The 12592-nt window shown below is 66.0% G+C and carries 15 protein-coding genes; 12 read left to right on the top strand and 3 right to left on the bottom strand.

All coding sequences use genetic code 11. The features are described 5' to 3' along the window. The 8 genes from B3446_RS03445 to B3446_RS03410 all read left to right on the top strand — a co-directional run. The coding region (locus B3446_RS03445; protein ID WP_291377318.1) for a TolC family protein at positions 1–366 on the top strand (366 nt) is incomplete at its 5' end. 58 nt (positions 367–424) lie between these two features. Further along, positions 425–1084 (top strand): helix-turn-helix transcriptional regulator, encoded by a 660-nt coding sequence (locus B3446_RS03440; protein WP_291377317.1) that lies wholly within the window; start codon positions 425–427, stop codon positions 1082–1084. Beyond that, the gene (locus B3446_RS03435) at positions 1081–1980 is read left to right on the top strand and encodes a LysR family transcriptional regulator (RefSeq protein WP_291377316.1); all 900 of its coding nucleotides are present in this window, start codon (positions 1081–1083) and stop codon (positions 1978–1980) included. Before B3446_RS03440 ends, B3446_RS03435 begins: the two co-directional genes overlap by 4 nt. A gap of 224 nt (positions 1981–2204) precedes the next feature. Further along, a complete protein-coding gene (locus B3446_RS03430; protein WP_191576805.1) occupies positions 2205–3698 on the top strand; it encodes an ABC transporter substrate-binding protein in 1494 nt (497 codons plus the stop codon). Positions 3699–3858: 160 nt separating this feature from the next. Then, positions 3859–5658, top strand: coding sequence for a gamma-glutamyltransferase family protein (locus B3446_RS03425; protein ID WP_239213070.1), 1800 nt, complete (start codon positions 3859–3861; stop codon positions 5656–5658). An 81-nt stretch (positions 5659–5739) separates the two neighbouring features. Beyond that, positions 5740–6714: a diacylglycerol/lipid kinase family protein gene (locus B3446_RS03420; RefSeq protein WP_291377315.1), complete on the top strand. Its 975-nt coding sequence runs from the start codon at positions 5740–5742 to the stop codon at positions 6712–6714. Next, a complete protein-coding gene (locus B3446_RS03415) occupies positions 6711–7502 on the top strand; it encodes a metallophosphoesterase family protein (protein ID WP_191576802.1) in 792 nt (263 codons plus the stop codon). Before B3446_RS03420 ends, B3446_RS03415 begins: the two co-directional genes overlap by 4 nt. A 44-nt stretch (positions 7503–7546) precedes the next feature. After that, positions 7547–8314: a phosphatase PAP2 family protein gene (locus B3446_RS03410; protein ID WP_291377314.1), complete on the top strand. Its 768-nt coding sequence runs from the start codon at positions 7547–7549 to the stop codon at positions 8312–8314. On the opposite strand, the gene B3446_RS03405 is transcribed toward B3446_RS03410, so the two are convergent. From B3446_RS03405 to B3446_RS03395, 3 genes are read right to left on the bottom strand one after another with little or no spacing between them, the layout of a single operon-like run. Next, positions 8285–8719: an NAD(P)-binding domain-containing protein gene (locus B3446_RS03405; protein WP_291377313.1), complete on the bottom strand. Its 435-nt coding sequence runs from the start codon at positions 8717–8719 to the stop codon at positions 8285–8287. The two genes, B3446_RS03410 and B3446_RS03405, sit on opposite strands and share 30 nt — an antisense overlap. Further along, entirely contained in the window at positions 8716–9159 is a 444-nt protein-coding gene (locus B3446_RS03400) for a PaaI family thioesterase (protein WP_291377312.1), read from the bottom strand. The genes B3446_RS03405 and B3446_RS03400 overlap by 4 nt, the downstream gene beginning before the upstream one ends. Further along, positions 9156–9770 (bottom strand): TetR/AcrR family transcriptional regulator, encoded by a 615-nt coding sequence (locus B3446_RS03395; RefSeq protein ID WP_291377311.1) that lies wholly within the window; start codon positions 9768–9770, stop codon positions 9156–9158. Before B3446_RS03395 ends, B3446_RS03400 begins: the two co-directional genes overlap by 4 nt. Between B3446_RS03395 and B3446_RS03390 the strand changes: the two genes are divergently transcribed. The 4 genes from B3446_RS03390 to B3446_RS03375 all read left to right on the top strand — a co-directional run bounded on the left by B3446_RS03390 (position 9769) and on the right by B3446_RS03375 (position 12517). Continuing rightward, positions 9769–10026: a hypothetical protein gene (locus tag B3446_RS03390; RefSeq protein WP_291377310.1), complete on the top strand. Its 258-nt coding sequence runs from the start codon at positions 9769–9771 to the stop codon at positions 10024–10026. The genes B3446_RS03395 and B3446_RS03390 overlap by 2 nt on opposite strands. 200 nt (positions 10027–10226) lie before the next feature. Further along, complete coding sequence (locus B3446_RS03385) at positions 10227–11348, top strand: porin (protein ID WP_191576797.1); 1122 nt, start codon at positions 10227–10229, stop codon at positions 11346–11348. A 293-nt stretch (positions 11349–11641) separates the two neighbouring features. Further along, positions 11642–12001 (top strand): NADH-quinone oxidoreductase subunit A, encoded by a 360-nt coding sequence (locus B3446_RS03380; protein WP_006217959.1) that lies wholly within the window; start codon positions 11642–11644, stop codon positions 11999–12001. Between the two features lie 39 nt (positions 12002–12040). Next, positions 12041–12517: a NuoB/complex I 20 kDa subunit family protein gene (locus B3446_RS03375; RefSeq protein ID WP_006217960.1), complete on the top strand. Its 477-nt coding sequence runs from the start codon at positions 12041–12043 to the stop codon at positions 12515–12517. Positions 12518–12592: the final 75 nt, after the last annotated feature.

Raw genomic sequence — 12592 nt, 5'->3', positions numbered from 1 at the left:
GGCGCCCAGGCGCGCCTGGAAGGCGAGGCGGCGCGCTACGAGCTGGCGGTGCTGCGGGCGGTGCAGGAGGTGGAGGAGGCGCTGGCCGAGTACGGACAGACGCAGCAGCGCCTGGGCAGTCTGGCGCAGGCCGCCGCGCACAGCGGACGAGCCGCGGAACTGGCCCGGCTGCGCTACCGCGAAGGCAGCACGGCCTATTTGACCGTGCTGGACGCGCAGCGTACGCTTTTGCGCGCCCAGGACGCCGTGGCCGTCGCCGAAGCCGAGTCCTACACGCGCCTCATTGCGCTGTACAAGGCGCTGGGGGGCGGATGGCAGGCCCATCCCGCCGACGCGGTGGCGGCGAGCCAGCCCGGCGCCGGCTGACCACTGCGAGCCGTCCGTGGCACCATAGGAACCTTCTTCCGGAGCATCGATACCTCTCATGTCTGACAGCTTGTCCCACCCGGCCGCCGCGACCCCGCACCAGCCTGCGGACCGCGTGCTCATGACCCTGAAGACGCGCGGACCGCAATCCATCGCGGTCATCGCGCGCGCCATGGACGTGACGGCCGAGGCGGTGCGCCAGCAGATGACGCGCCTGCATGCCGACGGGCTGGTCGACTTCGAAAGCCAAAGCGCCGGCCGCGGCCGGCCCACCCAGATCTGGTTCCTGACCCAGGCCGGCCATGGGCGCTTCCCGGACACGCACGCCGAGATGACGGTGCAGATGATCGCGGCCGTGCGCCAGGTGTTCGGCGACGATGGCATCGACAAGCTGGTGCAGGTGCGCGAAGGCGCCATGCTCAATGTCTACCAGCAGGCGATGCAGGACGCGCCGGACTTGAAGACGCGGCTCGCGCGCCTGGTCGACGTGCGCAGCGCCGAGGGCTACATGGCGGAACTGCGTGAAGACGGCGCGGATTTCGTCTTCATCGAGAACCATTGCCCCATCTGTTTCGCGGCCAAGGCCTGTATGGGCTTCTGCCGCAGCGAGCTGGAACTCTTTCGCAAGGTGCTGGGCGAGGGCGTGCAGGTCGAGCGCGAAGAACACATCCTGGCCGGTGCGCGGCGGTGCGCCTACCGCGTCAGCCAGCGGCCATGACGCTCAAGCAGCTCGAGGCCTTCTACTGGGCCGCCACCTGCGCCAGTTTTGCCGTGGCGGCCGAGCGGCTGCATCTGTCGGTGTCTTCGCTGTCCAAGCGCATCACGGAACTGGAAGAAGGGCTGGGCCAGCCGCTCTTTGACCGCAGCGGCCACAAGGCCGTGCTGACCGACGCGGGCCAGCGCCTGCTGCCGCAAGCGCGCGGGCTGCTTGCCACGGCCGACCAGATCCGCGCCTCCATGACCGAAATGCCGGGTCTGCGCGGCCGCTGCCGCTTCGGCGTCGGCGAGCTGACGGCGCTGACCTGGCTGCCGGGAATGATACGCGCCGTGCGCGCGGCCTACCCGGAGCTGGTGCTGGAGCCGTACGTGGACATCGGCCAGGTGCTGGAACAGCGCGTCGCGGACGGCGAACTGGACTTTGCCGTGATCGCCGGCCGGTCCTCCCGCGCCGGCATCGCGTCCTCGCCCATCGGCGAGGCGCACTTCTCCTGGGTCGCCGCGCCCTCGGTGTTGCAACCCGCCGAGACCGGCATGACGATGGCCTTGCTGGCCCGGCTGCCGCTCGTCACGCTACCCGAAGGCGCGGGCACCACGCGCATCATCGACGACTGGCTCGGCGGACGCGGAGCCGCGGGCGAGCGCCTGTGCTGCAACAACTGGGGCGCCATCGTCGGGCTGCTGATCGAGGGCACGGGCGTGGGGCTGCTGCCCAGCCATTGGGCCGAAAAACTCCAGGCCGAAGGCAGCCTGCGCGTGCTGCACGGTGAGCCCGAACTGGCCGCCTTGCCCTACGCGTTCCAGTACCGGCGCGACGACGCCCGGCCGCTGGTCGCCATGCTGCGCGACACGGTCGCCGCGTCGGCCGATTTCTCGGCCCCTTGCCGCCTGCCCTGATCCATTCGTCCGCAAGGCGGCCGCCACGGGCGTATAGTGGGCGGCGCGCCACCCGCCGGTCTATACAATCGCCGCGCGCCTGGCGCAGAATCCAACAACAAGCAGCGTGCGCACGAGGGGGATGGGCCCGGCGATGCGGCACGTCCCGGGGTCTGTTGCTCCCAGCCAGGCGGTGCCACCGCGCACGAGACGACAGATCCTGACGGAATCGACGGAGATCATTCATGCGTAAACTTTGCCTCGCCATGGCCATGGCGGGAATGCTGGCCACCGGATTGGCGAACGCCCAGTCCACCCTGCGTATCGGGCTGCAGGACGACCCGGATGTGCTGGACCCGGCGCGCGCCCGCACCTTTGTCGGCCGCATCGTGTTCGCCTCGTTGTGCGACAGGCTGGTCGACATCACCCCCGACCTGAAGATCGTGCCGCAGCTTGCGCAATCCTGGACCGTCGGCCCGGACAACAAGACCCTGACCTTCAAGCTGCGTACGGATGCCGTGTTCCATGACGGCACCCCCATCAACGCCGCCGCCGTCAAGGCCAACCTCGACCGCGCCCGCACGCTGCCCGACAGCAACCGCAAGAGCGAGCTGGCCACTGTTGCCAGCGTGGACGCGCCCGATGAACACACCGTGGTGCTGAACCTGTCGGAGCCGGACGCCTCGCTGCTGTCGCAGCTGTCCGACCGCGCCGGCATGATGATTTCGCCCGCCAGCTTCGACAAGGATCCCGGCGGCAAGCCCGTGTGCTCGGGCCCCTACCAATTCAAGGAGCGCGTGCAGAACGATCGCATCGTGCTCGAGAAATTCCCCAAGTACTGGGACGCGGCCAATTACCACTTCGACCGCCTCGTCTACACGCCGATTCCGGACAATACCGTTCGCCTGAACAACCTGCGCGCCGGTGACCTGGACATCATCGAGCGCGTGGCGCCCAGCGACGCCAAGGCCGTCAAGGATGACGCCAGCCTGCGTCTGGCGCCCGTCACCGGCCTGGGCTTCCAGTCCATTTCCGTGAACCTGGCCAACGGCGCGCGCGCCGACCATCCGCTCGCCAAGGACAAGCGCGTTCGCCAGGCGCTGGATCTGGCCATCGACCGCGACGTCCTGAACCAGGTGATCGGCGAAGGCATGTTCCAGCCCGCCCACCAGCCGTTCCCGCCCGCCAGCTTTGCCTACAACAAGTCCTTCGACCGCCCGGGCCGCGATCCCAAGAAGGCGCAGGCCTTGCTGAAGGAAGCCGGCTACGACCGCGTGAAGGTCGAAATCACCTTCGGCAACAACACGACCATGCAGCAGGTCTTCGAACTGGTGCAGGCCATGGGCGCCGAAGCAGGCTTCGACATCTCCTTGCGTCCGGTCGAGTTCGCCTCGCTGCAGTCCTCGCTGGCCCGCGGCGACTTCCAGATCGGCCAGAGCGGCTGGTCGGGCCGGGTCGATCCCAGCGGCAACATCCACCAGTACCTGAGCTGCAAGGGCAACCTGAACGACGGCAAATTCTGCGACCCCGCCGTCGACAAACTGCTCAACGACGCCCGCGCCGAGTCCGACACCACCAAGCGCCGCGCCATGTACGACCAGGTCCTGGCCGCGATGCAGGACCAGCGTCCGATCATCTATTTGTTCTACCTGCCCTGGACGTTCGGCGTGCAGGCCAAGTTGGACGGCTTCGTCCCTTACCCCGACGGTCTTATCCGTCTAAAAGGTGTACAGAAATAAGCCCACCCCGTACCCGCTTACGCGGGCCCCCTCAAGGGGGCGACACCAGCGGACCGGCGGAGCCGGATCCGCGGTGTCCCGGATGGCGTCACTTGCTGCTGTGGGGTGTCTCGGTGTCAGACACCCGAATCGGTCTTACATCCCAACACCAGGACCCACCATGTTTACGACTCGCCCGGAAATCCTCGGCACCTTCGGTGTCGTGACGTCCACCCATTGGCTGGCCAGCTCGGCCGGCATGTCGCTGCTGGAGCGCGGCGGCAATGCGTTCGATGCCTGCGTCGCCTCGGCGTTCGTGTTGCAGGTGGTCGAGCCCCATCTGGTCGGCCCGGCCGGCGAAGTGCCGGCCGTGTTCTATTCGGCCCGCACCGGCAAGGTCGAGGTCCTGTGCGGGCAGGGCACCACGCCCGCCGCGGCCACGCTGGAACGCTACCGCGCCGAAGGCCTGAAGCTCATTCCCGGCAACGGCCTGCTCGCCACGGTGATCCCCGGCGCGTTCGACGCCTGGATGCTGCTGCTGCGCGACCACGGCACGATGCGCGTGCGCGATGTGCTCGAACCCGCTATCTATTACGCGGAACACGGCCATGCCCTGATGCCGCGCATCTCCAACACCATTGCCGGCTTGAAGGACTTCTTCGAAACCCACTGGCCGACGACCGCCCAGGTCTACGTGCCGGGCGGGCAGGTGCCGCAGGCCCGCAAGCTGTTCCGCAATCCGGCACTGGCCCGCACCTGGACCCGCGTGCTGCAAGCCGCCGAGGGCGCCGGCGCCGACCGCGAGCGCCAGATCGAGGCCGCGCGCGACGCGTTCTACCGCGGCTTCATCGCCGACGAGATCGACCGCTTCGCCCGCAACACCGACGTCATGGACGAAAGCGGCGCCACCCATCGCGGCGTCATCACGGCCGATGACCTGGCCGGCTGGTCCGCCAGCTACGACGAACCGCTGACTTACGACTATCACGGCTACACGGTCGCCAAGGCCGGCGCCTGGAGCCAGGGCCCGGTCTTCCTGCAGACGCTCGCCATCCTGAAAGACATGGACCTGGCGGGCGTCAGTCCCACCAGCGCCGAGTTCATCCACCGGGTGACCGAGGCCATGAAACTCGCCTTTGCCGACCGCGAAGCCTACTACGGCGACCCGGCCTTCATCGATGTGCCGCTGGCCCATCTGCTGTCCGACGCGTATAACGCCGAACGCCGCCAACTGATCGGGGAGGGCGCCTCGCACGACCTGCTGCCCGGCCAGGTGCCCGGCTTCGAGGCGCAGGTCGCGCGCGTCATGGACACGCTCGAGCGCCTGTCGCCCGTCACGGCGCCGGGCAGCGCCACGAACGAACCGACCCTTGCCGATATGCGCGCGTCGGCCAAGCGCGGCGACACCACGCACGTGGACGTGATCGACCGCTGGGGCAACATGATCTCGGCCACGCCGTCCGGCGGCTGGTTCCAGTCCTCGCCCGTCATTCCGGAATTGGGCTTCGGCCTGAACACCCGCGCCCAGATGTTCTGGCTGGAAGAAGGCCTGCCCGGCACGCTGGCGCCGGGCAAGCGCCCGCGCACTACGCTGACCCCGTCGCTCGCGCTGCGCGACGGCAAGCCGTACCTGGCCTTCGGCACGCCGGGCGGCGACCAGCAGGAACAATGGCAGCTGCTGTTCTTCCTGCGACACGTGCACCACGGCCTGAATCTGCAGGAAGCCATCGACCTGCCCATGTCGCACACCATGCACTTTCCCACGTCCTTCTACCCGCGTGACCGCAAACCCGGTCATCTGGCGTTGGAGGCCAGCTTCGGCGCCGAGGTCATTGCGGCCCTGCGCCAGCGCGGCCACCAGATCGAAGAATTGCCCGAGTGGTCGGTCGGCCGGCTGACCGCAGCCTCGCGTGATGCGGACGGACTGCTGCATGCGGCCGCCACGCCGCGTCTGATGCAGGCGTACGCCGTCGGCCGCTGAACGGACGGCGCACGCTTTCTTACAAAGCGTGCGCCGTGCGGCGTCTTGCGGCGGTTTACCCGCTTAGGGTATGTTTGTCGCATGACGCCATCCGAGCAGAGCCCGGCAACAGCGGCTCGACCCCTAACGGGAAAAGAACCCTTATTCATCGTCCTCAATAAAGGATCGGGGCGCGGCGACGCGCAGGTCCTGCAGGACACCATCCGGACAATCCTCGACGAGGCCGGGCGGCGCTACGAACTCATGCCGGTCGGCGATCCGTCGCAGCTGACGGATGTGGCGCGCCAGGCGGTCAGGCGCGCCCAGGACGAGCATGGCGTCGTCATCGCCGCAGGCGGCGACGGCACGCTCAATGCCGTTGCATCCACGGTGCTTGGACAGGGCGTGCCGTTCGGCATCCTGCCGCAAGGCACCTTCAACTACTTCGGCCGCACCTACGGCATCTCGCAAGAAACCGACGTGGCGCTGCGCGGTTTCCTGCAAGGCACCATCCGGCCCGTTCAGGTCGGCCTGCTGAACGGCCGGCTCTTCCTCGTCAACGCCAGCCTCGGCCTGTATCCGCAACTGCTCGAAGACCGCGAGGCCTACAAGCAACGCTACGGGCGCAGGCGCTGGGTCGCGCTGTGGTCGGGCCTGGTCACGCTCTGGCGCCAACCGCGCCAGCTCGGTCTGGAGCTTGAGTTCGAGGGCAAGTCACGCAGCCTGCGGTCGCCGACGCTGGTCGTGGGCAACAACAAACTGCAGTTGGAACACATCGGCATCGAGAACGACGAGCTCGACCGCAATCGGCTGATCGCCATGGCGGCGCGGCCCGTGGGCACGCTGGCCCTCTACGGCCTGCTGGTGCGCGGCTTGCTGAGCCGGATGGGCGACGCCGAAAACGTGATCAGCTTCGCCTTCGACAAGCTGACGGTCGGTGTGCGCGGGCGCCGCCGGGTCAAGGTGGCGATGGACGGCGAGATCTCCTGGATGGACACGCCGCTCGAATTCAAGGTGGCGAGCGATCGCCTGCCCCTGGTGGTGCCGGCGGACCCCGAGCTCCTGGACCGCTCATGACGCGGATCCTGCATTTGTCGGACACCCATTTCGGCACGGAGCGCAAGGCGGTCGTCGAAGCCGTGCTGGACCTGGCGCGGCAGTTGTCGCCCGATCTGGTGGTGCTCAGCGGCGACATCACCCAGCGGGCGCGCCGCAGCCAGTTCGCCGCCGCGCGCCGGTTCATCGAGCGTCTGGCGCTGCCCGTGCTGGCGGTGCCCGGCAATCACGACATCCCGCTCTACAACGTATTCGCACGCGCCCTCAATCCCTACGGCAACTACAAGCGCGCGCTGGGGCCGATCCTCGAGCCCGTGTTCGAAAACGATGGCGTGCTCGCCATCGGGGTGAACACCACGCGCCCAAAACGCCACAAGGACGGCGAAATCTCCGATGCCCAGATCGCTCGCGTCGCCCAGCGGCTGCGCCAGGCGCGGCCGGGCCAGTTGCGCCTCGTCGTGGCGCACCACCCGGTGCGCGCCAAGGTCGAATCGGACCTGTCCAATCTGCTGATCGGCCGGGAGCGTGCGCTGTCGGCCTGGGCGCAGGCGGGTGTCGACCTGGTGCTGGGCGGTCACATACACTTGCCCTACGTGCTGCCGCTGACCGCGCCCGCCGGACCGGCCGGCTGGATCGTCCAGGCCGGGACGACCTGCTCGCATCGCGTGCGCGGCACCGTGCCCAATTCGCTGGGCGTGATCACCCGCTCTGAAGAAGACGGCCAGCAGGTCTGCCACGTCGAGCGGTGGGACTACGCCGCCGGTGCGCACGCCTTTGCGCCGGTCGACAAGACGCTGGTCTCGTTGTAGCAGGGCGCGCGGCCCCCGCGCACTTTTCTTTTGATGGCGCATACATGACCGATGTCTACGCGGCATGGGCCGCAGCCCATGCCCTCTCTTTGTTTGTCGCGCTGCCGCTGGTCGCGGGCGGCGTGGCGCTGCTCTTCATGCGCTGCCATAGCCGGCTGTCCGGCAACGGCCGTGCCGCGCTCTTCGGCGCGACGGCGGGCATTTCCTTTGCGTTATTCCTGGCGCTGGCCCTGGCCGTCGAAAGCCGCGGGACGATTGTGGCGTTCGACAGCGCGCTCGCCAATGCGCTCAGCATGTCCATGTCGACGTCCATGCTTTGGTTGCTGTCCTGGATTACGTACCTGGGCGACCGCAACCTGCTCACCGTCGTCGCCGTGTTGATGACGATTGCGCTGCTATGGCGCGGGTCGTGGCAGCTCGCGCTCTTCTGCGCGGTCGCGACCGGCCTGAACGGCGCGCTGAACTGGCTGTTCAAGCACACGTTCGAGCGCGTGCGGCCCGACCACGATCACGGCTACGCCATGGCGACCGGCTGGAGCTTTCCCAGCGGCCACTCCTCGGCGGCAATGGCTGTGTACGGCACGGCCTGCTACCTGATGTGGCGATTCGCGCCACCCGCGTGGCGGCTGCCCTGCGTGGCGTTCATGGCCGCGCTCATCATGGCCATCGGTCTAAGCCGCATCCTGCTGCAGGTGCATTTTGCGAGCGATGTCGTAGCCGGATTCGCGGTCAGCCTGGGATGGCTGGTCCTGTGCGTGGCGGCCGTCGAACGGCTGCACGTGTCAGGCAGGACGGTTCAGCGCGTCCAGTAGGCGCGCCTCGATGCCGTCCGCGGCGTGCGCCTGCATGGGCGCGCAGGTGTAGCGCCCGCCCGCGCAGGCGATGGCGCGGTCAAGCTGCCGCATCCGGTCGGCGGGTGGCGGGTCCAGATCGATGATCAGCTTGCCGGCAATGGGCGCCGTGACCTGGCCGTCGCTGAAGCGTTCCAGCGTGCGATCGATCTCGCGCTCCCGGGGCAGGGCCAGCACGATGGTGTCTGACTCTGCCAAGGCTTCGCGCGCCGAGGTCGCCAGCGTCGCGTTGCCACGGAAATCTTCGCACCGCTCCGCCTCGATGTCATAGAGGGTCAGCGCAATGTCGGGCTCGGCGGCCAGCAACCGCCGCGCGGCCATCGTGCCGATCCTGCCCATGCCGACGATGCTGACGCGCGGGCTCATGGCTTGGGCACCGACCACGTGCTCACGATATGCGCGACCGGCTCGTCCGAGCCTTCGCCGGTCAGCACGACTTCGCCCGCGGAAAGCCGGCCCACCTTGAGCAGCCGGGCATGCGCATGGATGGCGCCTGCCGGACTTTTGCGCAGGAAATTGATGGTCAGGCTGGCCGTGACCGCGTGGGCCTGCCCGGTGGCGCCCACGACTGCCGCATACATGGCCAGGTCGGCCAGTCCCATCAGCATCGGTCCGGCAACAATGCCGCCCAGCCGCTGGTGCGTGTCGCGGGCGGGCAGCACGGCGTGCGCCGTGCCGTGGCCGATGCGCAGCACATCGATCCCCAGCAGCATCGAGAACGGATGCTGGTCGGCAAGCAGCACGTGAAAGTCGGCAAGGCTGATCAGCGGCGCGCGCGTATCGGCGGCGAGGGCGGTTGCGGTCATCGTTGTTCCAGGGCGTGGCAATAGTTGTCCAGCAGCGCATCGGCCTGCTGGCCCAGCGACTTGAGGCGGCGGGTGTGCACCAGCAGCAACAGTCCCATCAAGTAGGTGAACACGTTCATCTGCTCGGCCTGAACGGTCTCGTCCTGCCAGCCTTTCGTGCGCGACAGCGCCTGGCCGATCAGATCGATGCATTGCCGCAAGCGGCCGTTAAGTTTTTCGTCCATGTCCCGACCAAGCCCCCGCGGGCCCAGTCCCTGGAACAGATACATCCCCAGCGAAAAATCCGTGCGCCGCTGCGCGTAATAAGCAAAAAACGCCCCGATCACGCCGCGCGCGGCCGACTGCGGCGTCTCGGCATTGCCCGCCTGCGCCAGATGCGCGTGCAGCCGTTGCAGCGATTCGTCCAGCAGCTCCCCGTAAAGCGCCTCCTTGCCCGCGAACCAGGGATAAATGGCGCCAGTCGTGCAACCAGCCTCTTTGGCGATGGCCCGGATCGTCGTCTTTTCCAGACCATCCCGCTCGAACACGCGCTGCGCGGCGTCCAGGATGATCTGCCTGCGCAGGGCGCTCAGGCGTTCGTTGCGGTCGGCTCGAGGGGAGGGGGTGGGCATGGCGCTCAGCGGCTTTACGGTGCCAACGATCATATCGACGATTTTTATTAATAACAACGTTATTAGCGCCGAGCGTGATTACGATGATCTTCAGTGCCGGCATCATCCCGGCCGCGCCGGTTTAGCGCTGCATGGCAGCCGGAGCCGCGAGGAAAGTAGTGTGAAGAATGGGTTTTGGAATTGCCCGGAAAATTGGGGGCAGGGCCGAAAGTCGCATGGTTGCGCGCTCGGGCAGTTCGGTAAGGGAAAGCCCTAGCGTTGCGCGGCAAGCATCAGCGGGATGTTGCAACTTCCCAACAAGCCTGTCGCAAACCTGCACTTTTCTGATGCCGACCATAGCCAGTCCCCCCGATTTTTGATGCAATAGCGTCAACTTCCCTTCGCGGAGTTAGGGGGGCGGCAGGCTGGTTTGCTGGATTGCTGCTCTTGTCACTCAAATCAACGGAGATTTCTTAAATGAAAAAGACTCTGCTCGCTGCCGCCCTGCTCGCCGGTTTCGCCGGTGTCGCCCAGGCAGAAACGTCTGTCACCCTGTACGGTATCATCGACACGGGCCTCGGCTACAACCGTATCAGCGGTGCTAGCGATGCCGTCAACGGCAGCCGCTTCGGCATGATCAACGGCGTCCAAAACGGTTCGCGCTGGGGTCTGCGTGGTTCGGAAGATCTGGGTGACGGCCTGCGCGCTGTTTTCCAACTGGAATCGGGCTTTGATTCGGGCAACGGCCGTTCGGCTCAAGGTGGCCGTCTGTTCGGTCGTCAAGCCACCGTCGGTCTGGCCAGCGACAGCTGGGGCCAACTGGACTTCGGTCGTCAAACCAACATCGCTTCGAAGTACTTCGGTTCGATCGATCCGTTCGGCGCTGGCTTCGGTCAGGCTAACATCGGTACCGGCATGAGCGCCGCGAACACCCAGCGCTACGACAACATGGTCATGTACCAAACCCCGTCGTTCAGCGGCTTCCAATTCGGCGTCGGCTACTCCTTCAGCGCCGACGACACGAAGACGACCGAAACCGGCTTCAAGACCGCCGACAACACCCGCGCCATCACCGCTGGTCTGCGCTACGTCAACGGCCCGCTGAACGTCGCTCTGTCGTACGACCAACTGAACGCCTCGAACCGTCTGACGACCGAAGCTACCGACGCTACCCCGCGTTCGTACATGATCGGTGGTTCGTATGACTTCGAAGTGGTCAAGCTGGCTCTGGCCTACGGCCGCACCACCGACGGCTGGTTCGCTGGCCCCGGCGTGAACGGCAACTCGGTCCTGTCCGCAACCGCCAGCGGCATCAGCAACGTGTTCGCTGACGGCTTCAAGGCCAACTCCTACCTGGTCGGCCTGTCGGCCCCCATCGGTGGCGCTTCGAACGTCTTCGGTTCGTGGCAGCGTGTTGACCCGTCGAACGACAAGCTGACGGGCGACGATGCCAACATGAACATCTACTCGCTGGGCTACACCTACGACCTGTCCAAGCGTACCAACCTGTACGCCTACGGTTCGTACGCCACCAACTACGCCTTCCTGGACGACGTCAAGTCGACCGCCGTCGGCATCGGTGTGCGTCACCGCTTCTAATCCAATGCAGGGCGCAAGCCCTGTGTGGATTTAAAGCAAAAGCGAACGGGCCTCGGCCCGTTCGCATGAACCACCCTTTTGGGGGTGGTTTTTTTTCGTCTGCTGACTGAATTCAGGCATACTACGGCTTCGTGTCGTTCGAGCCGCACATGCTCGACATGCACCGACGAAAGCTGCAATTGTTCCATTTAAGGAATGCAGTCTTTCGCCTGCTATTCAAGCTACAGAGTTCAGCCGGAAGTAACCGCGCGAATGCTACAATCCTAAGGTTTGCGCATTTGACGGACGCCTGAATGAACCTGCAACAGTATTTTCCCGTCCTGCTGTTTATCGTAGTGGCCACCCTTATCGGGTTCGCGCTTCTAACGGCCGGCTCCCTCCTTGGCCCGCGGCGTCCTTACGCTGAGAAGCTCTCGCCTTACGAGTGCGGCTTCGAAGCGTTTGAAGATGCACGCATGAAGTTTGACGTGCGCTACTACCTCGTGGCGATTCTGTTCATTCTTTTCGACCTGGAAATCGCGTTCCTGTTCCCGTGGGCCATTGCCCAGGGCACCGTCGGACTCGTCGGTTTCTGGACGGTCATGGTTTTCCTCGCCGTGTTGACCGTCGGCTTCATCTACGAATGGAAAAAGGGCGCGCTGGATTGGGAGTGACCTTCGGGTTCATTTCACAGCACGTTATCAGAGACGAATATGGCTATAGACGGCATTCTCAAGCAAGGGTTCATCACCACCAGCGCCGATAAGTTCCTGAACTGGGCGAAGACCGGTTCGATGTGGCCCATGACCTTCGGTCTGGCCTGTTGCGCGGTTGAGATGATGCACGCGGGCGCAGCCCGCTATGACCTGGACCAATTCGGCATCATCTTCCGGCCCAGCCCGCGCCAGTCCGATCTTATGATCGTTGCCGGCACACTGTGCAACAAGATGGCGCCCGCGCTGCGCAAGGTCTACGACCAGATGCCCGAGCCGCGCTGGGTGGTTTCCATGGGCTCCTGTGCCAATGGCGGCGGCTACTACCACTACTCGTATTCGGTGGTGCGTGGCTGTGATCGCATCGTACCGGTAGACGTCTACGTGCCGGGCTGCCCGCCCACGGCCGAGGCGCTGGTCTACGGCTTGCTGCAAATGCAGAACAAGATCCGTCTGACCAACACGATTGCGCGCTGATGCTTCGTCAGGTCCGACGGCAGGCCTCAGCCGCCTCGAACCTGCGAAACCAGCGTATCGGTTCACCTAAGCGTA

Origin of the sequence: Achromobacter sp. UBA5777 (genome assembly GCF_002418565.1) — a bacterium.
Taxonomy (GTDB): Bacteria; Pseudomonadota; Gammaproteobacteria; order Burkholderiales; family Burkholderiaceae_B; genus Achromobacter; species Achromobacter animicus.
The sequence above is the reverse complement of the archived record's forward strand: the minus strand, read 5'-3'. Positions and strand labels throughout refer to the sequence as shown.

Bases quoted from the DNA above. Each gene is read 5' to 3' on its own strand.
- B3446_RS03440 (WP_291377317.1), top strand. From the start codon at position 425: ATGTCTGACAGCTTGTCCCACCCGGCCGCCGCGACCCCGCACCAGCCT.
- B3446_RS03435 (WP_291377316.1), top strand. From the start codon at position 1,081: ATGACGCTCAAGCAGCTCGAGGCCTTCTACTGGGCCGCCACCTGCGCC.
- B3446_RS03430 (WP_191576805.1), top strand. From the start codon at position 2,205: ATGCGTAAACTTTGCCTCGCCATGGCCATGGCGGGAATGCTGGCCACC.
- B3446_RS03425 (WP_239213070.1), top strand. From the start codon at position 3,859: ATGTTTACGACTCGCCCGGAAATCCTCGGCACCTTCGGTGTCGTGACG.
- B3446_RS03420 (WP_291377315.1), top strand. From the start codon at position 5,740: ATGACGCCATCCGAGCAGAGCCCGGCAACAGCGGCTCGACCCCTAACG.
- B3446_RS03415 (WP_191576802.1), top strand. From the start codon at position 6,711: ATGACGCGGATCCTGCATTTGTCGGACACCCATTTCGGCACGGAGCGC.
- B3446_RS03410 (WP_291377314.1), top strand. From the start codon at position 7,547: ATGACCGATGTCTACGCGGCATGGGCCGCAGCCCATGCCCTCTCTTTG.
- B3446_RS03405 (WP_291377313.1), bottom strand. From the start codon at position 8,719: ATGAGCCCGCGCGTCAGCATCGTCGGCATGGGCAGGATCGGCACGATG.
- B3446_RS03400 (WP_291377312.1), bottom strand. From the start codon at position 9,159: ATGACCGCAACCGCCCTCGCCGCCGATACGCGCGCGCCGCTGATCAGC.
- B3446_RS03390 (WP_291377310.1), top strand. From the start codon at position 9,769: ATGGCGCTCAGCGGCTTTACGGTGCCAACGATCATATCGACGATTTTT.
- B3446_RS03395 (WP_291377311.1), bottom strand. From the start codon at position 9,770: ATGCCCACCCCCTCCCCTCGAGCCGACCGCAACGAACGCCTGAGCGCC.
- B3446_RS03385 (WP_191576797.1), top strand. From the start codon at position 10,227: ATGAAAAAGACTCTGCTCGCTGCCGCCCTGCTCGCCGGTTTCGCCGGT.
- B3446_RS03380 (WP_006217959.1), top strand. From the start codon at position 11,642: ATGAACCTGCAACAGTATTTTCCCGTCCTGCTGTTTATCGTAGTGGCC.
- B3446_RS03375 (WP_006217960.1), top strand. From the start codon at position 12,041: ATGGCTATAGACGGCATTCTCAAGCAAGGGTTCATCACCACCAGCGCC.